Annotated in this window: 21 protein-coding genes, 1 pseudogene, 1 riboswitch and 1 other annotated feature (1 of these 24 running past the window's edge); of the genes and pseudogenes, 19 read left to right on the forward strand and 3 right to left on the reverse strand. The window is 41.4% G+C overall.

The genetic code is table 11. The annotated features are described in order from the left end of the window. Positions 1-48 precede the first annotated feature (48 nt). The 5 genes from CSV70_RS02925 to CSV70_RS02945 all read left to right on the forward strand — a co-directional run bounded on the left by CSV70_RS02925 (position 49) and on the right by CSV70_RS02945 (position 6,178). Positions 49-1,143, forward strand: coding sequence for an endospore germination permease (locus tag CSV70_RS02925; RefSeq protein ID WP_099660799.1), 1,095 nt, complete (start codon positions 49-51; stop codon positions 1,141-1,143). Between the two features lie 27 nt (positions 1,144-1,170). Then, entirely contained in the window at positions 1,171-2,625 is a 1,455-nt protein-coding gene (locus CSV70_RS02930) for a spore germination protein (protein ID WP_085132049.1), read from the forward strand. Then, positions 2,622-3,776 carry a Ger(x)C family spore germination protein gene (locus CSV70_RS02935; protein ID WP_085132048.1) on the forward strand — a complete coding sequence of 385 codons (1,155 nt, stop codon included), beginning with the start codon at positions 2,622-2,624 and terminating at the stop codon, positions 3,774-3,776. Before CSV70_RS02930 ends, CSV70_RS02935 begins: the two co-directional genes overlap by 4 nt. Before the next feature lie 461 nt (positions 3,777-4,237). Further along, entirely contained in the window at positions 4,238-5,779 is a 1,542-nt protein-coding gene (adh, locus tag CSV70_RS02940) for an aldehyde dehydrogenase (RefSeq protein ID WP_099629208.1), read from the forward strand. A 42-nt stretch (positions 5,780-5,821) separates the two neighbouring features. Beyond that, the gene (locus CSV70_RS02945) at positions 5,822-6,178 is read left to right on the forward strand and encodes a DUF779 domain-containing protein (RefSeq protein WP_085133592.1); all 357 of its coding nucleotides are present in this window, start codon (positions 5,822-5,824) and stop codon (positions 6,176-6,178) included. Positions 6,179-6,290: 112 nt separating this feature from the next. Here CSV70_RS02945 and CSV70_RS02950 read toward each other — a convergent pair whose 3' ends face one another. After that, positions 6,291-6,692: a thiol-disulfide oxidoreductase DCC family protein gene (locus CSV70_RS02950; protein WP_085132046.1), complete on the reverse strand. Its 402-nt coding sequence runs from the start codon at positions 6,690-6,692 to the stop codon at positions 6,291-6,293. Positions 6,693-6,869: 177 nt separating this feature from the next. On the opposite strand from CSV70_RS02950, the gene CSV70_RS16420 reads away from it, so the two are divergent. Together CSV70_RS16420 and CSV70_RS02955 are read left to right on the forward strand one after the other, a co-directional pair. Beyond that, complete coding sequence (locus CSV70_RS16420; protein ID WP_157111238.1) at positions 6,870-7,040, forward strand: hypothetical protein; 171 nt, start codon at positions 6,870-6,872, stop codon at positions 7,038-7,040. A gap of 167 nt (positions 7,041-7,207) precedes the next feature. Then, positions 7,208-7,540: a hypothetical protein gene (locus CSV70_RS02955; protein ID WP_085132045.1), complete on the forward strand. Its 333-nt coding sequence runs from the start codon at positions 7,208-7,210 to the stop codon at positions 7,538-7,540. A 467-nt stretch (positions 7,541-8,007) separates the two neighbouring features. Here the strand turns inward: CSV70_RS02955 and metH are convergent, their stop codons facing one another. Further along, a complete protein-coding gene (gene metH / locus CSV70_RS02960; RefSeq protein WP_099629209.1) occupies positions 8,008-11,445 on the reverse strand; it encodes a methionine synthase in 3,438 nt (1,145 codons plus the stop codon). Next, positions 11,426-13,285: a bifunctional homocysteine S-methyltransferase/methylenetetrahydrofolate reductase gene (locus tag CSV70_RS02965; RefSeq protein ID WP_085132043.1), complete on the reverse strand. Its 1,860-nt coding sequence runs from the start codon at positions 13,283-13,285 to the stop codon at positions 11,426-11,428. Before CSV70_RS02965 ends, metH begins: the two co-directional genes overlap by 20 nt. Before the next feature lie 82 nt (positions 13,286-13,367). After that, positions 13,368-13,479: riboswitch (SAM riboswitch) on the reverse strand. A gap of 164 nt (positions 13,480-13,643) precedes the next feature. On the opposite strand from CSV70_RS02965, the gene CSV70_RS02970 reads away from it, so the two are divergent. The 12 genes and pseudogenes from CSV70_RS02970 (at position 13,644) to gltX (ending at position 26,062) form a co-directional block, all read left to right on the forward strand. Then, positions 13,644-13,841 (forward strand): hypothetical protein, encoded by a 198-nt coding sequence (locus tag CSV70_RS02970; RefSeq protein ID WP_085132042.1) that lies wholly within the window; start codon positions 13,644-13,646, stop codon positions 13,839-13,841. 129 nt (positions 13,842-13,970) lie between these two features. Next, a complete protein-coding gene (locus CSV70_RS02975) occupies positions 13,971-14,570 on the forward strand; it encodes a biotin transporter BioY (RefSeq protein ID WP_099629210.1) in 600 nt (199 codons plus the stop codon). Next, entirely contained in the window at positions 14,570-15,571 is a 1,002-nt protein-coding gene (gene bioB / locus CSV70_RS02980) for a biotin synthase BioB (RefSeq protein ID WP_143560426.1), read from the forward strand. The genes CSV70_RS02975 and bioB overlap by 1 nt, the downstream gene beginning before the upstream one ends. A gap of 360 nt (positions 15,572-15,931) precedes the next feature. Then, entirely contained in the window at positions 15,932-16,402 is a 471-nt protein-coding gene (locus CSV70_RS02985; RefSeq protein WP_029053306.1) for a CtsR family transcriptional regulator, read from the forward strand. 11 nt (positions 16,403-16,413) lie between these two features. After that, on the forward strand, positions 16,414-16,965 hold the full coding sequence (locus CSV70_RS02990) for a UvrB/UvrC motif-containing protein (protein WP_085132039.1): 552 nt from the start codon (positions 16,414-16,416) through the stop codon (positions 16,963-16,965). Next, the gene (gene mcsB / locus CSV70_RS02995; RefSeq protein WP_099660800.1) at positions 16,955-18,043 is read left to right on the forward strand and encodes a protein-arginine kinase McsB; all 1,089 of its coding nucleotides are present in this window, start codon (positions 16,955-16,957) and stop codon (positions 18,041-18,043) included. The genes CSV70_RS02990 and mcsB overlap by 11 nt, the downstream gene beginning before the upstream one ends. Before the next feature lie 185 nt (positions 18,044-18,228). Further along, positions 18,229-20,556, forward strand: a pseudogene (locus tag CSV70_RS03000) (ATP-dependent Clp protease ATP-binding subunit); the annotation flags it as partial. A gap of 140 nt (positions 20,557-20,696) precedes the next feature. Then, the gene (gene radA / locus CSV70_RS03005; protein WP_099626718.1) at positions 20,697-22,067 is read left to right on the forward strand and encodes a DNA repair protein RadA; all 1,371 of its coding nucleotides are present in this window, start codon (positions 20,697-20,699) and stop codon (positions 22,065-22,067) included. 162 nt (positions 22,068-22,229) lie between these two features. Then, positions 22,230-23,318 carry a PIN/TRAM domain-containing protein gene (locus CSV70_RS03010; protein WP_085132035.1) on the forward strand — a complete coding sequence of 363 codons (1,089 nt, stop codon included), beginning with the start codon at positions 22,230-22,232 and terminating at the stop codon, positions 23,316-23,318. A gap of 26 nt (positions 23,319-23,344) precedes the next feature. After that, a complete protein-coding gene (ispD, locus tag CSV70_RS03015; protein ID WP_085132034.1) occupies positions 23,345-24,025 on the forward strand; it encodes a 2-C-methyl-D-erythritol 4-phosphate cytidylyltransferase in 681 nt (226 codons plus the stop codon). Between the two features lie 13 nt (positions 24,026-24,038). Then, positions 24,039-24,518, forward strand: coding sequence for a 2-C-methyl-D-erythritol 2,4-cyclodiphosphate synthase (gene ispF, locus CSV70_RS03020; RefSeq protein WP_085132033.1), 480 nt, complete (start codon positions 24,039-24,041; stop codon positions 24,516-24,518). 83 nt (positions 24,519-24,601) lie between these two features. Then, entirely contained in the window at positions 24,602-26,062 is a 1,461-nt protein-coding gene (gene gltX / locus CSV70_RS03025) for a glutamate--tRNA ligase (protein ID WP_099629214.1), read from the forward strand. Positions 26,063-26,119: 57 nt separating this feature from the next. Beyond that, positions 26,120-26,259: a binding site (T-box leader), on the forward strand; it runs 75 nt beyond the window's last position.

Here is a 26,259-nt window from a genome sequence, read left to right on the forward strand (position 1 = left end):
CTATTATTGTCAAAGCTAAATGATATAAAAACGTTAGAGGGTTTTCGTATGAAAAAAACCGGTTCTATAAGTGTCTTGCATGTTATTTTCCTGTCGATGACAATAATTGGTTTGAAAAATCATGTGACTATTATCCCGTCATTGGTGAAAGGGGCGGGAAGGGATGGATGGATATCTATTCTAGTTGCAACTATTGCAATCTTTCCTTGGCTTTTTCTCGTACTTTACATCCATAAAAAATCAAATCAACAACCGTTAACAAAGTGGTTGGAGACGAACATCGGGAAAGTCGCTACAGCCATATTCCGGTATGTAACGGCTTTCTTTTTAATTATTATGGCCGCATTTACAATGGGTGAGACATTATTTTGGATGGTGTCAACTTTTCTGCCAGAAACGCCTATGCTGCCGTTGGTAATCGTTTACACCATTTTATGTATCCTACTTGTCACCACAAACTTACAAACGATTGCGATGGTTAATGTACTTATTTTATTTTGGATCGTTATTTTAGGTTTTTTTATTGCATTTACGAATATGCAAGTGAAAAATTATGAGTTGCTTCAACCTTTTTTGGAACATGGATTTCAACCTGTACTCACTACCGCGATGTTTGCAGCATCCGGATTTGTCGAGATTTTGTTGTTCTTGTTCATACAACAACAAGTCAAAGATCGGATGCGGTGGTATCATTTCGCTATTATGCTTTTCATTTTAATGGGTTTGACCATGGGTCCTACCATTGGAGCCATAACGGAGTTTGGTCCAACCGAAGCGATAAAACAAAGATTTCCCGCCTATGAAGAATGGGGACTGGGATCGGTTGGGCGGTTTATCGAGCATTTTGATTTTGCTTCAATTTATCAATGGTTGTCAGGTGCATTCATAAGAGTGGGGCTTCTTTTATTCATAGCAGCGGACTTGTTAAATATGACAGGAGACAAACAGCGTATTTGGAAAATACTTGCCCCCGCTTTTTTCTTTATGACGTTGTCGTTATCTCTTTTGGATGATCGTCTTTTTCATACCATTAAAGGAGATTATGTATTGATCATCACTTTATTCTTCATGCTCTTTCTATCTTTCTTTTTAGTCGTTATTGCTTTGATTTCAAGAAAACCATCTAGAAAAGTCAGAACATAAAATCTATACAGAAAATGGTGAAGAACCATGAAGTCGGATGAAAAGGAAATAGATATAAATTCCATGAAACAATTGTTTCTAAAGTCCGCGGATGTTCAGTTTCAATCGTACACGTTCAATGAACGTCCAGTAGTATTCATTACATGTAATGCCATGATCGATCAGCAATTGCTGAATGAAGTCATTGTTCAACGTGTTCAGCTTATGATGAATCATTTGAAGGATGTAACGACAGAAGAAGCCATTGTAGCACAATTACACATACCGGATTTAAAAAGAGTGGAAGACATAAATGAAGCGGGTACACTCGTATACACCGGAAATTTGCTTCTATATTTTGAGGAGTTTGGTCTTCTCTTTTCAAGTAATATTGCAAAAAAACCAAACCGAAATCCCGAAGAGACAAAATTAGAAGCACCGGTTAAAGGGCCTAGGGATAATTTTATTGAAGATGTTTCGGTCAATATCGCGCTAATCCGGAAGCGTTTACCAACGAGTTCATTGAGTGTGGAAAAATTTGAATTGGGGAAGCGAACTAAAACGACAGTAGCTCTTCTATATTTTGACGATATCGCTAGTAAAGAGACGTTAAATAGTATAAAAAATCAGATAAAAAAAGTTGATATGGATATCGTATTCAGCCCGGACTTACTGATGGAGAGTATGGATATTAAGGGCGTACTCTTCCCAAGAACTAACTATACAGGTCGACCCGATAATGCGATTCAATCACTAGCAAGAGGTAGATTTCTCATTTTTGTTGATGGGGCGGCCTATGCTGTAATTTTGCCCATAAACCTGTTTTTACTTGTTAAAACAAGTGATGATAATGAGAATATAGCTATTTATAGTTCGTTGGAACGAATATTGCGTATTTTTGGTTTGTCGATAGGTATAACTTTACCGGCACTTTGGCTCGCATTAACAACATTTCATCAAGATCAATTGCCCCTTCTATTATTAGCGACAGTCGTGAAAGCTAATACGGGACTGCCGTTGCCTACAACACTTGAAATGCTACTCATGCTACTCATGTTTGAATTATTTCGTGAGGCAGGCTTACGTCTTCCAATTGCACTTGGAGGAACGATTGGCGTTGTGGGTGGGTTAATTATTGGAGATGCCGCCATTCGGGCAGGAATTACAAGTCCCGCTATGATTGTCGTTATAGCGGCTTCAACGATTTCGACATTTACGTTGGTTAACCAATCGTTGGTGGGATCCGTGAGTATACTACGTATATTTTTCATTATCTTAACATCCTTTTTTGGACTGTTTGGATTCCTTATGGCGCTCTATTTTACCGTTCTATACTTAGCTAGTATTCGAACATTCGGGGTGCCTTACATGAATATTGCGACGGATTTAAGCTGGGAGACCATACAGAAGTCGCTTTTGCGTTTATATCCCAAACAATATAAAAAGCGTCCGAATATGCTAAGTCCCAAGGATAAAACACGGAACAAAGAAGGTGGAAAATGACTGCACGTATACTTGCGCTAGTTTTGGCAATCCTTTCAGCAGTTCTTTCTGGCTGTGTGGATTCTAATGAGCCGGAAAGAATGCTTTATATCAATGGGGTCGGTGTGGATTTTAAGGATGGAAAATACGAAGTGTATGTGCAACTTGTCAGTTTTGCTAATACAGCAAATAGCGAGCAACCCATTGATATCGGAGCCGTGCAAGCGGAAGTTGGACATGCCACAGGCAATACAATGGATGAAGCGCTTTTTGAATTATATCATTCAGTAGATCAAAAATTGTTTTGGGGTCATCTTTCTTATATTGTTGCATCAGAAGACGTGATGGTTAAAGGGAAATTAAGTCCGGTTATTGATAGTTTTATTCGCTATAAGGAAACAAGATATCAAATTTGGCTGTACACCACGAAAGATCCCGTGCAAGATGTTCTTTTATTAAGACCCGTTCTTAATAAATCAATCACATTGTCTAAGCTTGGTGATCCCAAGAACTCCTATGAACAAGAATCTTTCATACAGCCACTAAATATTCGACAGTTACTAATCGGACTGGATGAGCCTGGCCATGAAGCGATGATTCCATTAATTTCAGTGGAGGAAAATTGGAAGTCTATGCAGGAGCCTATTAAAGCACCGGTTTTGTCAGGGGTGGGTGTAATTACCCCTACCAGCTTCAAGGGATTTATCTCAGGTGACAAAGCCCGAGGAATACAATGGATGTCAAATAATACGAAAAGGGGCCAAGTTACCTTTAAATTGGACGGAGGAAATTATTTTACGATGATCATTGATAAGGTGAAGGTGAAAATCAAGCCGATTACTGGAAAGGGAGAAGTGAAGTTTGATATTAATGTCGATTTATCGGCAACTGTCAGTGAAATGGGAAAAGATATTACGACAGATCGAATTCGGAAAGAGATAGAAAAAGTGGTGGAAAGTGAAATTAAGGAAACGTATGAGGATGCTTTAACAATAGACGTTGATATTTATCATCTTTCAGAGAAACTATATAGAAAAAACGTTAAAGAGTGGAAGAAGCATCATAAGGAAGGTAAATTGGAGTTGACCGAGGATTCTATTCGAAACTTGAAGGTGCGTGTTACAAAGCTTTCCTCAGATAGAAAATCATATAAAGAGACGATTGAACGATAAAGAATGACAACACAACTAATGGAATAAGCGATTTCTATTTGTCTGACCTGCACTATGTGAGTGGATAGCGATTGAGCTTTATAAATCAATCTTGGCATCTATACTCTTTTCTTGGGAATAAAAGACCCTGGTTTTACCGCTTATATAGGGGAAAACAGGGTTTTTTCTTTCGAAGGTATAGAATGAAAATATTCTACATTGAATTTTTTTATCGCACAGTTGGATTATGAATAGTAAATAAGTTAGTTCCAGCCAGTGTAATTGGCGAAACTTCTGCCGTATATTTAAAGTGAAAAGTATTTAGTTGAAAGAAATGGAATCTTCCGCTATTATAAAAGATACTACATGTAAGCGCATTCAATTCGCATAAAGTTCTATAGAGATTCGTATAGTAGCTCTGTGTGCAAAAATGATTGCACTAGACTAATAGAAAAATGAGAGAACAGGGAGTGTGACGCAGTATGGTACAAGCTTCAGAAAATCTAGTTTATGCAAATCCGAATACAGAAGGTTCAAAAGTTCAGTTCAAGGAACGCTATGATAACTTTATTGGTGGCAAGTGGACGACACCAGTAAAAGGCCAGTATTTCGATAATCCAACACCACTTACAGGTAAGGTATTTACCCAGGTGGCGAGATCTACGGAAGAAGACATTGAACTGGCTCTGGACGCTGCTCATGCGGCGAAAGATGCATGGGGAAAAACATCAGTCACTGAACGTTCGAATATATTGCTGAAGATAGCAGATCGTATTGAAGAGAATTTGGAAATGCTGGCTGTAGCTGAAACATGGGATAACGGAAAAGCTGTCCGTGAAACGTTGAATGCCGATCTTCCACTTGCAGTAGATCATTTCAGATACTTTGCTTCTGCAATTCGTGCACAAGAAGGCGGAGTCAGTCAAATTGATAACGACACAGTAGCCTACCATTTCCATGAGCCATTAGGAGTCGTGGGTCAGATTATTCCTTGGAACTTCCCGATTCTAATGGCAGTATGGAAACTTGCCCCGGCATTGGCGGCAGGAAACTGTATCGTGTTAAAACCAGCTGAGCAAACACCAGCGTCTATTTTGGTATTGGTAGAATTAATCGAAGATTTACTACCAGCAGGTGTTTTAAACGTCGTCAACGGTTTTGGACTGGAAGCCGGAAAACCCCTAGCGTCCAATCCGAGAATTAATAAAATCGCTTTTACTGGCGAGACGACAACAGGTCGTCTGATCATGCAGTACGCTTCTCAAAACTTGATTCCGGTCACATTAGAACTGGGCGGGAAATCCCCGAACATTTTCTTTGAAGATGTAATGGCGAAAGATGATGCGTTCCTTGACAAAGCAGTCGAAGGTTTTGTTATGTTCGCCTTGAATCAAGGGGAGGTCTGTACATGTCCGTCCCGAGCGCTAATTCAGGAATCCATTTACGACAAGTTTATGGAACGTGCACTTGAGCGTGTTAAAGCGATCAAGACGGGTAATCCATTGGATCCAACAGTCATGATGGGTGCTCAGGCATCTACTGAACAACTGGAAAAAATTCTTTCCTACTTGGATATCGGAAAACAAGAAGGCGCAGAATGTCTGACGGGTGGAGAGCAGAACAAACTCGAAGGGGATCTTGCAGAGGGGTATTATGTGAAGCCGACTGTATTTAAAGGGCATAATAAAATGAGGATCTTCCAAGAAGAGATTTTCGGTCCCGTAGTAGCGGTTACAACATTCAAAGATAAAGAAGAAGCGTTAGAAATTGCGAACGACACATTATATGGACTAGGTTCAGGTGTATGGACGCGTGATATGAATACGGCGTACCGCTTCGGTCGCGGAATTCAGGCAGGACGCGTATGGACGAACTGTTATCATGCGTATCCGGCACACTCTGCATTTGGTGGCTATAAAGCTTCAGGGATCGGACGTGAAAATCACTTGCAAATGCTGGCACATTATCAGCAGACGAAGAACATGCTCGTTAGTTACGACGAAAGTAAACTAGGATTCTTTTAATCGAATCTATCTGGAGGATTCAAAGTGAATGGAGGAAATCCTATGCCAGATCGAGTAATCGCAACAGAAAAAGCGTTGGTTCTTATAAAGTTGTTAAAAGATAAGCACGGTCCTTTGATGTTCCATCAGTCTGGCGGTTGCTGTGATGGATCTTCTCCGATGTGTTACGAAGACGGAGATTTGATTGTAGGTAATCAGGATATCTTGCTTGGTCATATTGGTGGTATGCCATTCTATATGATGAAAAGCCAGTTTGAGTATTGGAAACATACGCAGCTGATTATTGATGTAGTCGACGGACGTGGGGGAATGTTTTCGCTCGAAGGAGTGGAAGGGAAACGTTTCTTAACTAGATCTCGTGCTTTTACCGACGAGGAATATAAGGAATTTACTTCATAAAAAAGCCTTCCATGCAATAGGAAGGCTAGGACTGGAAGCAACTCTCAAAAAGTGGGAGTTTGTTTTCAGTTTTTTTATTTACTGCATCAGGGCTTTATAATGATTAAACACTTCATGCCATAAAACGTTGACGGTCCTCAGGTGAAGGCAACATGCAGGATAATTCCTTTTTACCGAACCATTTATATCGGTTTGTTGCAACATAGTCGTAGACGATATCGCGGATTGCTGGTGGGATGACTACGAATAGAAATGCCAAGTGCCATAAACCATCCAGTTTTTTTGCGATACGCAAGGCTGCGCCTGACTTTGTATAAGCTTTCCCATTTTCGATCAATACTAAGCTATCAACGTTGTCAGGAATTTGATAGTCCTTACGAAGTTTTCTACCTACATCATCTTGTAACGAAGCGAATGAAAAGTGTTTGTATGGATCACGTTTAATAATAAACTGAACGCTTGCATCACAGAAGTTACATTCGCCATCAAATAGTATAATTCTATTTCGTTTCATATATATTCTCTCCTTTAAAAATAGGTGATATCGTACTATACCCACATAGTTTTAACTTCACTCATGCTCATTAAACTGAATAGAGTGAATTACTTTGTGGTTAGTATATAAGAGAAGATGATTAGGATCGATTTGTCTTGTGCATCATATCATATAAAAAAGAAGGAGTGGAAAGGTATGAAACGCCAATACATTCATCCAGCTGAGCTGGCGTTGCGTCGCGACTCTGACTTTTTACACTCTGAGAACATGGTAGGTGAAGGTGCTCCGGTCCATAGCGCATTAAACGGGTGTAAATTTATTGTGAAGAAACCAGAATCAATAGAAAATAGTCTAGGTTATGAGTAGCCTTCTATACGGAGAAGCTGTGAGTTATAAATAGCTTATTAACAAAATAGCAATGACTTTTATCTCTAATGATAAAGGTCATTGCTATTTATTTTTCACTATACTATGGCGGTAGCCCGTAACAAATGTGTTAGCTCGCATGTAATAAGGTATAAGGAGGTGGAGAAATGAATCAAGGACATTGTGGAATGTCAGGCGGACATGGTCAGCAGGGATGGGGACACCATCAGCATCATCAAGGTATGCATGGTCAGCAAGGTTTTCAACCCGTTTTTTGCCCACCGCAATATCGCTTTAACGATTGCTTCACTAAACAGGAAATGCCATTTATTCATCCGATCGTGAATGTGAATCGACACCACGTAGTCGGTGTGCCACAGCACTACTATACAGAAACTACTGAAAATGTTATGGGCTCTACTATCATGCCAGGAAGAGGGCCGGGATATGGAGGTATGTGGGGTGGCGAAGGTTGTCACCGCCGCAGAAGGTGCCGCTAATCATTTTTTAATATGAAGAATCCGCCAACTCTAGTATTTCAGAGATGGCGGATTCTTTTATTTCTACCAACGCCTGTCGAGTCTAGACGGCGCTTTTAGCATTAGGGTTATCCAGCTTCAAGCGCCAGACTCTCGGGGCGTTTCAGAAATGCCAAAAAGGTAAAGAGCACCTTTGTGGTATTTCCTCCAACGCCTATCGAGTCTAAACGGCGCTTTTAGCATTAGGGTCATCCAGCTTCAAGCGCCAGACTCTCGGGACGTTTCAGAAATGCCAAAAAGGTAAAGAGCACCTTTGTGGTATTTCTTCCAACGCCTATCGAGTCTAGACGGCGCTTTTAGCATTAGGGTCATCCAGCTTCAAGCGCCAGACTCTCGGGACGTTTCAGAAATACCACAAAGGTAAAGAGCACCTTTGTGGTATTTCTTCTAACGCCTATCGAGTCTAGACGGCGCTTTTAGCATTAGGGTTATGCGTTAAAGTATCGTGCGTCGGGGTGTGCGAAGACGATGGCTGATACGGATGCTTCTGGTTCCATCATGAATTCTTCGGTTAGCACGACGCCGTGATCTTCCGGTTTGATGAGGCGGAAGAGTTTAGCTTGATCTTCTAGATTTGGACAAGCAGGGTAGCCGAATGAGAATCGCTGACCTTGGTATTTAGCTGCGAAACGTTCGAGCATGGTAAAGTCTGTTGGGTCAGGGAATCCCCATTGATCACGAATTTCTTGGTGAATCCGTTCAGCGAAACCTTCCGCTAATTCCAATGCAGTTGCTTGGAATGCGTGGCTTTCAAGGAATTTTCCTTCTTCCTTCAGTTTGTTTGCATAATCACGGACCCCTTTACCAGCGGTCACTTGCATGAATGCAACGTAGTCCATTTCGCCACTTTGCACTGTTTTCAAGTAATCAGCCAAACATAGGAATGGGTCTTTTTCTTGACGCGGGAACGTAAATCGTTCAATTTCAGTTTTTGAATCTTTCGGATGATAAATGATTACGTCATCGCCGTCTGCTTGGGCTGGGAAGAATTGATAAATACCGGAAGCTCTCATCTTGTCGGACTTCAAGAATCCAGTCACCATGTCATGAAGTTGTACTGCGCGTTCTTCTTTTCTTTCAAGCATTTTATCGACATTTCCTCGTAGGCCTAAGTGGTGACCAATAAGTGTACGCATATTTACGTAAGGATGTAGGTGGGCAACCGAGTAATCTTTCACGACCCGTCTGCGTAAATCAGTTGGGGTGAATACAGGAACATCGGTGCGTACCGTTTTCACAGGACGTGGCTTCACTGCAACCGCTGAAGTACCTCGACTTGCTTTAATCGCATCATTGGTTTCACGTTTCTCTATACTATCTGCTAATTCCTCGAGTAGCGTGCCTTTGTCATTACTTTGGAGACGGTTTGCTAAATCAAGGCCTTGCATCGCGTCTTTTGCAAAAATAACAGGGCCGTCATACTCGGGTGCAATCTTTGTTTCAGTAAAGCGTCTTGTTAATGCAGCTCCACCTACCATTACCGGTGTGTCAATTCCTGCTGCCTTAAAGTCCTGTGCCGTCAACACCATCTGTTGTGCAGACTTTACAAGAAGTCCTGATAGTCCTACGATGTCTGGTTTTTCTTTACGAATCACTTCAATTAATGCAGCTGGAGTAACTTTAATACCGATGTCTATTACTTTAAATCCGTTATTACTTAAGATGATTTCCACGAGGTTTTTTCCGATATCATGTACGTCACCTTTTACAGTTGCAAGAATAATCTTGCCTTTCCCACTATCGTCTTCTTTCTTATCCATAAATTGTTCAAGATAGGAAACAGAAGCTTTCATGACTTCAGCACTTTGAAGAACTTCAGCTACGATCAGTTGGTTATCATTGAATAGTCGTCCAACTTCAGCCATTCCTTTCATTAAAGGACCATTGATGATATCGAGTGGTTCATCATATGTCTTTAAAGCTGTTTCCAAGTCAGGAATTAAACCTTCTTTTGTACCTTCCACTACATAGTATGCAAGACGATCAGGCACGGTTTTTGGAATGTCATCTTCTGACTTTTCTTTTTTCTTCCCACGATAGAAATCCGTAAACTCAGCTAATGTTTCATCAGTTGTTGTAAACAGCAAGTCGTTTGCCAGCTTGATTTCTGCTTCTGGAATCGATGCAAAGCGTTCAAGTTTCTCTGTATTTACAATCGCATAATCCAGACCTGCTTGTGTACAGTGATACAAATACACGGCATTCAACACTTCACGACCAACAGGAGGTAACCCGAAAGATACGTTGCTGACACCGAGAGTCGTTAAGGTGCGCGGTAGTTTTTCTTTGATTAATCGAATTCCTTCAATCGTCTCCACCGCTGATCCGATGTATTGCGCGTCGCCTGTACCAACAGGGAAGACAAGTGGATCAAAAATGATATCTTCTGGTGGGATCTCCCATTTATTGACGAGTAAATCATAAGAACGCAAGGCGACTTCTAGTTTACGTTCTCTCGTAACTGCCATCCCGATTTCATCAATCGTTCCTACAACGACAGCTGCTCCATATTTTTTTACTAAAGGAAGTACAGCATCAAAGCGTTCTTCACCATCTTCTAAGTTAATAGAGTTAATGATTGCTTTACCTTGCGAAAATTTCAGCGCCTCCGCAATAACGTTTTCGTCCGTAGAGTCGATGACAAGAGGAACTTTGACTTTTTTCACGACTTCTTTCATGAAACGAGTCATATCGTACAATTCATCACGGTCAGGGTTCGCAAGACAAATATCTAATACGTGAGCACCACGTTTTACTTGTGCTCGTGCGATTTCAGCAGCTTCTTCAAACTTTTCCTCTACAATTAGTTGTTTGAATTTACGTGAACCGATAACGTTTGTACGTTCACCAATTAATAATGGACGCAATGTATCGTCGTAAAGCAAAGGTTCGATCCCTGAAATAGCATGACCATGAGGGTTTTCGGGCATCTTGCGTGGAGCCTTATCTTTAACTACCTCACGTATTGCACGAATATGATCAGGCGTTGTACCGCAGCAGCCGCCCACCATGTTCAACCAACCTTTTTCAGCGAAGCCTTCCAGTTTTTTCGATAGTGATTCAGGAGATTCATGATAATGTCCTTCCTCATCTGGCAATCCCGCATTTGGATAGCAGGTTACGTAGCTTGTCGCTAAGTCCGATAATGAACGCAAATGGTCCGTCATGAATTCTGGACCTGTCGCACAGTTTAAACCCACCGAAAGTGGATGGACGTGTTCAATGGAAATATAGAATGCTTCAATACTTTGTCCAGCAAGTGTTGTACCCATCGGTTCGATCGTACCTGAAATCATGATAGGAATTTCGCGTCCAAGCTCTTCAAATGCCTTTTTAATACCAATTGTTCCAGCTTTCACATTCAGCATATCCTGACTCGTTTCCATCAGTATCAAATCACTGCCTGCTTCTATAAGCGCTTTAGCCTGTACATAAAAATCATTGGATAGTTCATCGAACGTAATACCGCCCGTGACCGAAAGCGTTTTTGTCGTAGGTCCGATCGCACCTGCGACAAAACGTGGCCATTCTGGAGTAGAAAACTTCGCCGCACTTTTTTTCGCTATCTCTACAGACTTTGCATTAATTTCATCTGCACGATGACCAAGTGAAAATTCATTTAGTACTAGGGGAGTGCCGCCAAATGTATTCGTACAAATGATATCAGCACCGGCTTCTAAATATTCATCGTGAATTTTCTCCAAGACGTCAGGGCGTAACACACTCATGTATTCATTACATCCATCGTATTCTTCTCCGCCGAAGTCTTCCGTCGAGAAATCTTCCGCTTGCAGCATCGTCCCCATCGCACCATCAATGATCAGGATTCGTTTATCTAGTTGTTCTTCAATAGGATGTCTCTGCATGTGTTAATTCCCTCTCCTTCTGCTGGTCTATTTTCTTAATATACTCATACAACTCTAATGTCATATCGTAGCGCAGGAATGGTGTGATGAGATACAGCCCATTAAAATATTGTGCCGCTGTATCTATCAATTCTTTTGCGATTTCAAGACCTGTTTCAGTTGATCTTTCGCGATCCTCTCCGCATTCACGCATTCTTTCCAACACATCTTCTGAAAGCTTGATGCCCGGTACCTCGTGATGCAGGAACTCTGCATTTCGTATATTCGTCAATGGCATGATACCGATGAAGATCGGTGTATCCAAGTGTTTTGTTGCTTCATATACATCGATAATCTTTTCTTTCGTATAAACTGGCTGAGTGATGAAATAGTCCGCACCCGCTTCAATTTTCTTCTCAAGCCGTTGTACAGCACGATCGATTACACGTACGTTCGGATTGAAAGCTGCTGAAATGGAGAAGCTGGCTTTCTTGCGCAACGGCTTACCAGAGAATGAAATCCCTTCATTCAATTTCTTAATCAATTGCAATAACTCCATGCTGGATACATCGTAGACACTTGTAGCACCGGGGAAGTCCCCAACTTTTGTCGGATCGCCTGTTACAGCTAGGATATCGTGAATACCTAATGCATCAAGCCCCATCAAATGTGATTGTAAGCCGATAAGATTGTGATCCCGACACGTTAAATGTACAAGCGGGCGGATATTATGTTGCATCTTAACGATCGAGCCCATCGCCATGTTGCTGATGCGAGGGGAAGCAAGTGAATTATCTGCCATTGTTATAGCGTCAACTCCAGCGTCATATAACATATTTGCACCTTTGATATAATCGTCCGTTTCCAAGTGGCGTGGTGTATCTAGTTCTACAATTACTGTACGCTCTGTTTTCGCTTTTTCATGAAGAGGTTGATGTTTTGCAGGACCCGCTTCATGAATCACGATAGGTTTTGCCGGTTGTACAACCTTTTCTGTGATAGGTGTCAGTCGCGCTAACTGTGTTTTCGCAGCTTTAATATGCTTAGGTGTTGTCCCGCAACATCCACCAATCAGCCGAACGCCTTGATCACGAAGTAATACGGCAGCGCGTCCAAAGTATTCTGCTTCTGATTCATAGACAATACGGCCATCCTCAACATCTAATAGACTGGCGTTTGGATATGCGGATAAAAATGCTTTTTCCGGTAATGTCACATTATCGAATGCTTGAATCGTGTGGTAAGGACCTAATCGACAATTGACTCCTACGATATCTGCTCCAAGAGACTCGAGCTGATGAAGTGCGGCGTTTAATGAAAGTCCGTTCTGCAATACGCCGGGATCATGCATAGAAACTTGTGCAATCAATGGGACATCCGTGATTTTCTTTAATGTTGTAACTACGGATGATAACTCTTCAAAGTCATAATACGTCTCTAATAGAAGACCATCAGGATCACCTGCCAATAATGCATTGGCTTGTTCTAGTACGACTTTTTCTATTTCATCCAATGTAGCATCGCTTTTACGTATCCCCCGCAAGCCGCCTATTGTTCCAAGCACAAATTGCCCGCCAGGTGCCGCTGCACGTTTTGCAATTTTCATAGCTGCCTTATTGAATTCTGTAACATGACTTTCTAGACCGTAGCGAGCTAATTTGTTTGCGTTCGCACTGTAGGTGTTTGTCTGGATAATATCTGCACCGGCTGTGATGTAATCTTGGTGAATTTGCTCTATAATTTCAGGCTTTTCTATGTTTAGTTCTTCATAACAGTAATCAATTCCGTAAGAATATAAAATCGTCCCCATTGCACCATCTGCCGTTAGGACATTTGTTTGTAGTTTCTCGAGCAATGACATAATTCCATCTCCCTTTGCTTTTTTTAATCAAAAAAAGCCTTCAAGTATATTAGAAGGCTTTGTAATCTCAATGACTAGTTCCCTCTCATCTTTTCAGTGTGTCGATTTGACAGACTGCTGGAAGTAGCACCTTGCCAAAATGGCTGGTTGCTGAAGCGTCGACGGGCCAGTCCCTCGGCTTCTCTTGATAAGATATGTTTCTTATTCAATTATTTCGATTATTCTAACCATATCATAGCGGCTTTGTTGGATACCGTCAAGTGAACGTTTGGTGAAGTTCAAAGTGCGGAGTTAGAGCATAGAGAAATTGTGGCATATATGATAAAATACAAGAATCAACTCAAAAAGGTGAGGAATTATGCGATTCTTTAAATACTCATTTCCAATCGCTGTTCTTGTAGGTACACTTGCTTGGATTATGATAGGCAACAGTTACGAGGAAGTTGCTTATGATATGCGTGTGTACATTACGATAGCGGCTGCTATATTTAGTGGATTAATCTCAAGTGTTTTGTTTCGAAAAGAAAAAGAAGAACAGATTGATGAGAAGAAGTAGACTGTCAGCGTGATGCTGCAGTCTTTTTTTGTCTACTTTTATTGGTTAACTAAATAATAAATTATGTTGACAATAAATGAGTTAACCGATATTATTTGTGAGGTAACTAATATAAAAAGAGGTGTCGTAATGACAATAGCAACAGAGAGACGACCGGTAAGTAGATTTAGCGCATTAACTATTGTCTACAGTGGGATGTTCGCAGCGTTAATGATGATTGGAGCGAATATTACATCCTTCGTGCCGTTTTTAGTAGTTGGTGGAGTACCCATCACATTGCAAACATTTTTCGCAATCTTATCAGGACTATTACTTGGCAGTCGTCTAGGTGCGTTATCGATGACGGTTTATATGTTAATAGGGCTAGCGGGCGCGCCGGTCTTCGCTAAATTTTCTGGAGGCTTCGGTCAGATCTTGAGTCCGACGTTTGGCTTTATTCTCACATTTATTCTGATCGCTTATGTAGCGGGAAAGATTGTAGAGCGAAAACACACCATGTCTGCTTTTATTACCGCAGCATTGGTCGCTACAGCAATCAACTATATACTAGGCACAAGTTGGATGTATTTTGCGTACAAGATGTGGGCTGCTGCACCCGACGTGTTTACCTATAAGATTGCTTGGCTATGGATGATGCCTCCACTGCCGAAAGATTTAATTCTTGCTGTATTGTCAGGCGTATTCGCGTTTAGAATGTCAAAACACTTGAAAGTGAGGCGTACGTTATAATGAACTACCAAAGATTGGCTACACAAGTACTTGAAGGTTATGTATTAACTGATGAGGAATCACTCGCAATATTAAATAGCCCAGATGAAGATTTACTATTATTACTGCACGCAACGTATTCAATTCGATCGCATTATTTTGGAAATAAAGTGAAGTTAAATATGATCATCAATACGAAATCAGGATTATGTCCAGAAAACTGTGGGTATTGCGCACAATCCATCATTTCAAAAGCACCTGTCGAAAAGTATGCGATGATGAAATCGGAAGAAATACTAGAAGGTGCAGAACGTGCTGCTGCTAATAAAGCGGGCACCTATTGCATTGTAGCAAGTGGACGGGGACCGCGTGACAGTGAACTGGACATTGTCATTGAGTCTGTTAAACAGATTAAAGAGAAACACAAAGGCATGACGGTATGTGCTTGTCTAGGTATTTTGAAACCAGGACAAGCGACTCGTTTGAAAGAGGCGGGAGTCGATCGCTACAACCACAACTTGAACACTTCTGCAGAGCATCACGAAAGTATTACTACATCGCATACATACGATGATCGGGTAAATACTGTAGGACTTGCCAAAGAAGCAGGCATATCTCCATGTTCAGGTGTCATCGTCGGCATGCGTGAAACAAAGCAAGATATCATCTCCATGGCGCGTAGCCTAAACGAACTGGATGCAGACTCAATACCTGTAAACTTCCTGCATGCAGTGGATGGAACTCCATTAGAAGGGACATCAGAACTGGAGCCACGTTACTGCTTAAAAGTCCTGTGTCTGTTCCGCTACATTAATCCTAGCAAAGAAATCCGCATCTCAGGTGGACGTGAAGTTAATCTAAGAAGCCTACAACCACTAGGCCTATACGCTGCGAACTCTATCTTTATCGGCGATTACCTCACAACAGCTGGCCAAGAAAACGATCAAGATCAAAAAATGCTTGAAGATATGGGCTTCGAAGTTGACTTGGAACCTTTGAACAAAGAACCCATCACTATTTAAATAAAATGAATAAAATTATTTGTATACTTTGTGACTGAAGACAATCCACTATAAGGATCTGTTCTTCAGTCTTTTACTATTCGTTTAGAATACACTATAGAAAGATTACAGTAGTTCACCATAAGTAGAAAGTACCCGTCTGGAACGTTGGACAACGGTGCTAACCTATCCGCCATGTTTTTGTCTCAAGACTAATTGAATAATCATTAGCTAAATGTGGCAACCTAGCAATAGGTTTTCTTTCGACGTAATAAGGTATACATATAAACAAATGAATTGCATCCCACCTAATTTCTGCGATACAATCAAGTCAAAGATAGTCAAAGTCAACTAGAAGATCGAGCGAAATGAGGTGACGAGATGCGTAATATTTCTGACATTATAGAAGGATATTTGAAGTCGATTATAGAAGAGGAAGATAGCGCTTCTATTGAAATCAAAAGAAATGAGATTGCCGAGAAATTCCAATGCGTACCATCACAAATCAATTACGTAATCAAAACCCGGTTTACAGTCGAAAGAGGCTACGCCGTAGAGTCTAAGCGAGGGGGCGGGGGCTATATCCGGATTTACAGGGTACGTACCAACTCCCGAAAGGATTTACTTGAACAAGCGTTGGAGATTTTAGAGAGTGAAGCGTCTTCTACTATGGCGGAAGATGTCATCATCCGTTTAATTGAAGAAGAAGTCATTACAGAACGTGAAGCTAAGTTGATGCTTGCTGCGGTGGGCCGTGCTACTTTGCGTTATATGTTACCTGAGCGGGATGCGTTACGTTCGCGTATTCTTCGCGCCATGTTAGTTACATTAATTTATGAAGAGATAGAATGAGGTGAATCTCAATGCTTTGTGAAAACTGTAAAGAACGACCAGCTACTGTAGTGTTTAAACAAGAGACCTTAAATGATAAAACTGAGCGCCATTTATGTGATAAATGTGCATTTTACTCGCAAACATTTTCATTCAGTCCGGATCAGGAACCGTTATCAATTCAACAATTTTTAGCACACTGGTTGGGCGGATCAGAATTATTCTCAGAACAAAAAGCCGATGAGAGATTACCGGATGGTCCGAAATGTCCGAATTGTGATTTGACCTTCCATCGTTTCCTTGACATCGGAAAGTTTGGTTGTGCTACATGTTACGTGGCATTCAGCGGACAGCTACCAAGGTTGTTTGCTAAATTGCATAATGGGCATACCCAACACCGCGGAAAAATTCCGGTTTCCCTTAATGAGCGTTTTGCTTTAAAGAAAAAACTAGAAGATATCCGTACGAAAATGCAGCAAGCTGTAGAAAATGAACGATTTGAAGAAGCGGCAACTTTGCGGGATGAGGCGAACCAGTTGAAACAGCAACTGTCCGACGGGGGTGATGATCAACATGTCATTTGAAAAATTCTTCAAACAAGAACTGACGGGTTGGATGGTGGCGGAAGGTGAGCATGCTGACATTGTCTTATCCACAAGAATCCGGCTAGCTCGTAATTTACAAGATCATCTATTTCCTATAAATGCTTCACAAGAAGATGCAAACCGTGTAAGCCAAACGTTGAATCAAGCAGTCGAGACGATGCAGGATCACCACTTCACAGGCACCACGATGAAAGATTTGTCACCACTTGAAAGACAAATTTTAGTCGAGAAACACTTGGTCAGTCCGCAATTGATCAATCCTAAAAAACATGGATCGGTTTTGCTGTCGGAAGATGAAACGATCAGTATTATGGTGAATGAAGAAGATCATATTCGCATTCAATGTATTTATCCAGGCTTTCAAATAGATCAGGCATATGAGCATGCTGATCAAGTGGATAGCGAACTGGAAGTGAATTTGAACTATGCCTTCGATGAAACATTCGGCTATTTGACAAGTTGTCCATCTAACACAGGTACAGGAATGCGCGCTTCTGTCATGATGCATTTACCTGCATTAACTATCACTAAGCAAATCGAGCGAATTATTCCTGCGATATCAAGGCTTGGAATGGTCGTACGTGGAAGTTACGGAGAGGGCAGTGAAGCGCTAGGCAATATTTATCAAGTTTCCAATCAAATTACACTTGGCAAATCAGAAGAGGAAATACTGAAGGACTTAGGGAGTATTTCAAAGCGTTTGATTGCGCATGAAAAGAAATCCCGTGAATTATTATTGGCTAAGTCAGAAGTTCACTTAGAGAATAGATTATTTAGAGCACTTGGCACACTGACTCATTCGCGGATTTTACCATCAGCGGAGGCGGCAAAATGTTTGTCTGACGTCCGTTTGGGTATTGATTTAGGTATCATTGAAAATATTGATATGAACATTTTGAATGAATTGATGATTTTCATGCAACCAGGTTTTCTCCAACAATACGCGGAGACAGAGTTAACATCTGATGAACGAGATATTCTTCGTGCACAATTATTCCGGGATCGGCTAGGCGTAGTACGATCTGCTACACAAAAAAAAGACAGTGATCCGTTATGAGCAAAGTTTTTGCAAGAAAGACTCATAGCATTTATAATTAATCAAAGATAGTCAAAGTCAATATGCGAATTAGGTTGTATCGCGAACTGACATGAATATATATAGTTATATGAAACAAAGCATGGATGCGTTATTTTGCATAACATAGAATATAGTCCACTGATGAAGGAAAGAGGGGAATGGATATGATGTTTAATCGATTTACACAACGTGCACAAAAAGTTTTACAACTGGCTCAAGAAGAGGCTATTCGTTTAAAGCATGAATCTATTGGTACTGAGCATATTCTACTTGGATTGATTCGAGAAGGCGGCGGCATCGCGGCAAAAGCTCTTGAAGCAATTAGCGTGAGTGCAGATACTATTGAACGAGAAGTAGAGATTTTAGTAGGCGTAGGCTCTAAAGATGTGGGTCCGATCGTTCATTATACTCCGCGCGCAAAACGTGTGATCGAATTATCTGTTGATGAGTCTCGCAAATTAGGACATTCTTATATTGGTACTGAGCATATTTTATTGGCTTTAATTCGAGAAGGAGAAGGTGTGGCGGCACGCGTTCTGAATAATGCAGGTGTTAGCTTGAATAAAGCTCGCCAGCAAGTACTCCAATTGCTTGGTAATGATGAAAGTTCTGTTGGAAACCCAGCGAATTCTGCATCAGCAGCAACACCTACATTAGATGGCTTAGCGCGAGATTTAACTGAAATCGCACGTGAAGGTACATTAGATCCAGTAATTGGGCGAAGCAAAGAAATCACGCGTGTTATTGAAGTATTGGCACGTCGTACGAAAAACAACCCAGTACTGATTGGGGAACCGGGTGTAGGTAAAACAGCGATTGCAGAAGGCTTGGCGCAGCAAGTCGTAAGTAATGAAGTACCGGAAATCTTGCGCGACAAACGCGTTATGACACTGGATATGGGTACAGTTGTCGCAGGTACAAAATACCGTGGTGAGTTCGAAGATAGAATGAAGAAAGTAATGGAAGAAATTCGTCAAGCAGGTAACATCATTTTATTCATTGATGAATTGCACACATTGATTGGTGCGGGTGGAGCAGAGGGTGCTATCGATGCATCCAATATCTTGAAGCCATCACTTGCACGCGGCGAACTACAATGTATCGGTGCTACAACACTTGATGAATATCGTAAATATATTGAAAAAGATGCAGCGCTTGAACGACGTTTTCAACCAATTCAAGTCGATGAGCCATCCGTAGACGAAACGATTCAGATCATTAAAGGCTTGCGTGACCGTTACGAAGCGCACCACCGTGTGAAGATTACGGATGAAGCGGTTGAAGCAGCAGCGAAGATGTCTGATCGTTATATCTCGGACCGTTTCTTACCAGATAAAGCAATTGATTTAATTGACGAAGCGGGTTCGAAAGTCCGCTTGCGTTCGTATACAACTCCTCCTAACCTAAAGGAGCTCGAGGTGAAGCTTGAGGCCATCCGTTCCGAGAAGAATGCAGCCGTACAAAGCCAAGAATTTGAGAAAGCTGCTTCTTACCGTGATAAAGAGCAGAAGATGAAGGAAGAATTGGAAACAACGAAAGCGGCTTGGAAAGAAAAGCAAGGGCAGACTGAATCCGAAGTGACAGTAAATGATATCGCATCTGTTGTGGCGATGTGGACAGGAATTCCTGTTGACAAGATTGCAGAAACAGAGTCCGCTAAATTGCTTAACATGGAAGAAATTCTACATGAACGCGTCATTGGTCAAAATGAATCCGTTGTAGCAATTTCCAAAGCGATCCGCCGTGCACGTGCGGGGTTAAAAGATCCTAAACGTCCAATTGGTTCATTTATTTTCCTTGGCCCTACTGGTGTAGGTAAAACTGAACTAGCCCGCGCGTTAGCAGAAGTAATGTTCGGTGATGAAGATGCGATGATTCGTATCGACATGTCAGAGTATATGGAGAAGCATGCAACATCTCGTTTGGTGGGATCACCTCCCGGCTATGTTGGTTATGAAGAAGGTGGTCAGTTAACGGAGAAAGTTCGCCGTAAGCCTTATTCAGTAGTACTACTCGATGAAATTGAAAAGGCACACCCTGATGTATTCAATATCTTATTGCAAGTATTGGAAGATGGGCGTCTGACAGATTCTAAAGGACGTACAGTTGATTTCCGTAACACGGTAGTCATCATGACTTCTAACGTAGGGGCAACGGAATTGAAGAAAAACCGTTACGTTGGCTTTAATATTCAGGATGGCGAGTCCAATTATGATGATATGAAAGAGAAAATGCTTGCAGAGTTGAAAAAAGCATTTAGACCAGAGTTCTTAAACCGTGTAGATGATATGATTGTCTTCCACTCATTGGAGAAAGAGCACTTACGTGAAATTGTTAGCTTGATGAGTGATGAACTTGCAAAACGTTTGGCTGAACAGGACATCGAATTGGTGTTGACTGAATCTGCTAAAGATAAGATTACGGAAGAGGGATATGATCCCGAATACGGGGCTCGTCCACTACGTCGTGCATTACAGAAACATGTAGAGGATAATCAGTTTGTCGTACGTACGGAAAAACAAACAGTAGCAGCAGAAAAATAATAATAGGATAAACCGGATAGCTCGCTCGCTTAGTTTTTAAAAAGCGTAGCGGGCTGTCCTTTTCGTATTTTAAGATAAGGAGAGAGTATATGGCTAAGCGTAAATCAAAGTTCATGTGCCGCTCTTGTGGATATGAATCCGCTAAGTGGATGGGGCGCTGCCCTGGTTGTGGAGAATGGAACACAATGGATGAAGAAGTAGAGATTGTGCAAAAAGGACCGCGTGCCGCATTTCAGCACGGGGAAAGAATGAATCAGAAAGCTTTGCCGATCAGTCAGGTAGAAATGGCTGAAGAGCCCCGTGTCAAAACGGAATTAGAGGAATTAAACCGCGTACTTGGAGGGGGGATCGTTCCGGGCTCGCTCATATTAATCGGTGGTGATCCGGGAATCGGGAAATCTACATTATTGCTTCAAGTCTCGTCATTACTTGCGAATCAACAGCAGCGCGTACTATATATATCAGGAGAGGAATCGATTAAGCAAACTAAGTTACGAGCAGAACGTTTAGGTGTGAAGTCAGACGAGTTATATATTTATGCCGAAACCGATCTCGCAATGATCAATGAAACTGTGGACGATGTGAAGCCGAGATTTGTTATTGTGGACTCGATTCAGACTGTTCATCATCCAGAAGTATCATCAGCGCCAGGGAGTGTATCTCAAGTGCGTGAATGTACCGCAGAACTAATGCGTATAGCAAAGACGCAAAACATTGCTATATTCCTCGTAGGTCACGTAACGAAAGAAGGGCAGATTGCAGGACCACGATTGCTTGAGCATATGGTGGATACGGTACTATATTTTGAAGGAGAACGTCACCATACATACCGTATTTTACGCAGTGTTAAAAATCGCTTTGGTTCCACCAATGAAATCGCCATTTTTGAAATGTTGCAAGCGGGATTAAAGGAAGTCTTAAATCCATCTGAAATGTTTTTGCGTGAGCGGTCACAAGGTGGAGCGGGCTCTACCATTGTCGCTTCTATGGAAGGCACACGACCGATACTCGTTGAAATTCAAGCATTAATGACGGCATCAAGTTTTAATTATCCGAAGCGTATGGCGACTGGACTGGATCAAAACCGTGTGCAATTATTGATGGCGGTATTGGAAAAACGTGCAGGGATGCTATTGCAGACACAAGATGCGTATATTAAGGTTGCGGGCGGTGTTAAATTGGATGAACCCGCCATTGATTTAGCAGTCTTACTAAGTATCGTTTCTAGCTATCGTGACACGGCTGTAGGGGCGCGGGATTGTTTTGTTGGTGAAGTAGGGTTAACAGGAGAGGTTAGAAGGGTATCTAGAATAGAACAACGCGTTACGGAGGCGGCGAAGCTTGGTTTTGATCGCATTATCATTCCGTCGTCCAATCTGGGTGGTTGGGATGTTCCGGAGGGGATTGAAGTTGTAGGAGTTGAAACTATAACGGAGGCGTTGGGAGTGGCATTCAGATAATAAATTTTTATACAACGGGATAAGTAGAAAGATAAGAAACTTTCCTGTAATTTAAATAGTCCTAGTAGGTTAAGTGAGGAATTTTCAGAAATTCCTCACTTAACCTAAGCGGCTAACCATAATTCGTTGTATACTATTAGAAAGAAAAGGAGGTGGAAGAATATGTTGAAAAAGGTAGTCCAAGTTTCGTTCTTATTAATCGGAGGAACTCTCGGTGTATTATTTTTACCGTACTTATTCGCTATGTTTGAGTTTACATCTCGCCCCATTATAGAGAACCCGTATGTGGAGGCAATTATAGGAGCCATCATTCTATTTTTATTAAGCTTATTTTTAACTGAACCGATTGTAAATTTCATTAAATGGATTGAAGAAAGACTTCTGAAAGCACCGATCATGGATTTATTATTCGGTACAATTGGATTAGTCGTAGGATTAATCGTTGCATTTTTATTCAGTTTCGGACTAAGTGCTATCGGTTTTCCGGTAGTGTCTTCTGTTGTGCCTGTATTATTGTCTATTCTTCTCGGTTATTTAGGTTTCCAAGTAGGTTTTAAAAAATGGGAAGAATTCATTAATGCATTTTCTAATTTACGCATGACAACAGCAAAAAGGAAAGAATCGTCAGAACCAGTTGTCACTCCCCCACAAAAAGATGTATATAAATTATTAGATACTAGCGTCATTATCGATGGACGTATTGCGGATATAGTGGCAACAGGATTTTTACAGGGAATTTTAGTTGTACCTCAGTTTGTACTGACGGAACTACAGCATATAGCAGATTCATCTGACACGTTGAAGCGAACAAAAGGTAGACGTGGTCTGGATATTCTAAAACGTTTACAAAATGATGATGGCCCTCAAGTGCTCATTACGGACGAAGATATTCCAAATGTAGCCGAAGTGGATCTAAAGTTAGTTAAACTGGCGAAGAAAATGGATGGCCTAGTTGTAACAAATGATTTCAACTTAAACAAAGTATCGGATTTGCATGGTGTTGCAGTTTTGAACATAAACGATCTCGCTAATGCAGTAAAACCGGTAGTCATTCCGGGTGAAGAAATGCATGTGGTCGTCATCAAGGACGGCAAAGAACATAATCAAGGCGTCGCATACTTGGATGATGGCACAATGATCGTCATTGAAGATGGTCGGTCTCATATCGGGGATGCCATTGATGTTGTAGTGACAAGTGTATTGCAAACATCCGCGGGACGAATGATTTTTGCGAAACCCAAGGGTCGATAACCAGCATAGAAAGCAGAGTGACAAACGTGAAATATACAGTGATGATTCCTGCTGCAGGAAGCGGCAAACGAATGGGTGCTGGACAAAATAAACTCTTCCTGAAAATTGGAGGGCATTCAATCTTGTATCATACAGTAAGTGTGTTTCAAGAAGACCCCAATTGTGAAGAAATCATTATGGCTGTGAAGCCGGAAGAGCAAGCCGTGATTGAAGAGATTCTTGAACTGCATCAACATGCGAAACCTATTACATTTGTAAAGGGTGGTGGTGAGCGTCAAAACAGTGTGGCGGCTTGTATCTCTGCTTATGAAAAGAAAGGTATTGTTCTCGTCCATGACGCGGCTAGACCTTTCTTAAATTCATCAGTCATTACCGAACTGGTGCGTACCGCTAATGAAAAAGGTGCAGCTATAGCGGCAGTTAAGGCGAAAGATACAATTAAGTACGCGGAAGCTGGTGCTGTAAAAGAAACGTTGGATCGTGAAAAGCTGTGGCTTGTACAAACGCCTCAAGCATTTCAATATAAATTGCTTAAAGAAGCCTCTGACTCGGCCATTCAAGACGGTTTCCTGGGCACGGATGAATCCATGCTAGTGGAACGGATTGGTCACGAAGTCCAAGTGGTGGAAAGCTCATATGACAATGTAAAAATGACAACCCAGGAAGATCTGGCTATAGGTGAAATCTTACTGGCCAGAAGAAAGTAGGAGGAATAATCACATGTTTCGAATTGGACAAGGTTTTGATGTACATGCATTTGAAGAAGGTAGACCACTTATTATCGGCGGTATCACCATTCCGCACACAAAAGGATTGATTGGTCACTCCGATGCGGATGTGTTGTTGCATACCGTAACAGACGCTGCACTTGGTGCAATTGGTAAAGTGGATATTGGCACACATTTCCCTGATACGGATGATGCGTTTAAAGACGCCGATTCTGCTGTTTTATTGGAAAAAGTGTGGGCGATGGTAAAAGAAGAAGGTTATCGTCTAGGTAATATTGATTGTACGATTATTGCGCAGCGCCCGAAAATGGCACCATATATTGGGGATATCCGTGAACGCGTGGCGGAATTGCTTGAAGCGGATCTGTCGCAAGTGAACGTGAAAGCTACGACTACGGAACGTCTAGGTTTCCCTGGGCGCGAAGAAGGAATCGCAGCGATGGCAACGATTTTACTAATGAAAAACCAGTAACTTTCAAAACATCCTCTACAGTGCTAAAATAGATAGGAAATTATATAAGAACGTAATCAATTTGAAACGGAGAGGTAAATCATATGACACAAGAAGTACGAGTGCGTTATGCACCAAGTCCAACAGGCCAACTACATATTGGTGGCGCGCGGACCGCGTTATTCAACTATTTGTTCGCTCGCCACTATGACGGGAAATTCATTGTTCGTATTGAAGATACGGATACAGCACGAAATATTGAAAGTGGTGAGCTGTCACAACTTGAAAATTTGACGTGGCTCGGTATCCATCATGACGAATCAATTGATATTGGCGGAGAATATGGGCCGTACCGTCAAATGGATCGTCTGGATTTGTATAAGAAGTATGCAGATGAAATGCTCGAAAAAGGGCATGCTTACAAATGTTTCTGTACACCTGAAGAGTTAGAAGCAAAGCGTGACGCACAGAAAGCAGCGGGAATCGCAGCGCCTATGTATGATGGCACTTGTCGCAATTTGACAGCTGAACAAGTAGCGGAAAATGAAGCCGTTGGGAAACCTTACAATATTCGTATGCGCGTTCCTAAAGACGTTACGTATACAATTGATGACCTTGTGCGCGGTGAGGTAACATTCGAATCAAAAGACATCGGTGACTGGGTTATGGTTAAAACGAACGGTATTCCTACGTATAACTTTGCTGTAGTCGTCGATGATCATTTGATGAAAATCTCCCATGTTTTCCGCGGAGAAGAGCATTTGACGAATACACCAAAGCAACTAATGGTATTTGATGTATTCGGTTGGGAACATCCGCGATTTGGTCATATGACGCTGATTGTCAATGAAGAACGTAAAAAGCTTTCAAAACGTGATGAATCCATCATTCAATTCATTACACAATACAAAGATTTAGGTTATTTACCGGAAGCAATGTTTAATTTCTTCTCTTTGCTTGGTTGGTCGCCTGTTGGAGAAGAGGAGATCTTCTCACATGACGAACTTGTGAAACAATTTGATGAGTCTCGCTTATCAAAATCACCTTCTATGTTCGACACGGATAAGCTGACGTGGATGAATAATCAATATATAAAAAAACTGTCTTTGGAAGAAGTAATTGAATTAACATTGCCTCATCTACAAGCGGCGGGATTGGTTTCTGAAAATATGTCTGCTGAAGAACAAGCATGGGTTCACGATTTGATCGCGCTATATCATGGACAATTAAGCTTTGGTGCTGAAATCGTCGAGTTATCTGCCCAGTTCTTCCAGGATACATTGGAATATGATGAAATAGCATCGGAAATTTTAGCTGGTGAACAAGTGCCTGAAGTGATGACTTCGCTTAAGAAGCAACTTGAAGAATTAGAAACTTTCGACGCGCCATCCATTAAAGTGGCTATTAAAGCAGTTCAAAAAGAAACGGGACATAAAGGCAAGAACCTATTCATGCCTATACGTGTTGTGGCGACTGGCCAGACATCAGGTCCTGAACTACCAGATGCAATTGCACTGATCGGTAAAGAAAAAATCATTCAACGCGTTGGAAGATTTGCAAAATAATCAATATTGACAATTCAATGAATTTATGTAAAATGAACCTAATATGAAATTACCATATATAAAGCGTTGAGAAGGAAAGTACGTAGTGGATACTCTGTAGAGAGGGTCATCTAGGCTGGAAATGACCTGAGTCGTTCACTATCGAAATGCACCTTTGAGCGATGAGCCGAAACTGTTAGTAGGCCATACGTATAGTC

The sequence above is a fragment of the Sporosarcina sp. P25 genome, assembly GCF_002743235.1.
In the GTDB taxonomy this organism is placed as follows: domain Bacteria; phylum Bacillota; class Bacilli; order Bacillales_A; family Planococcaceae; genus Sporosarcina; species Sporosarcina ureae_B.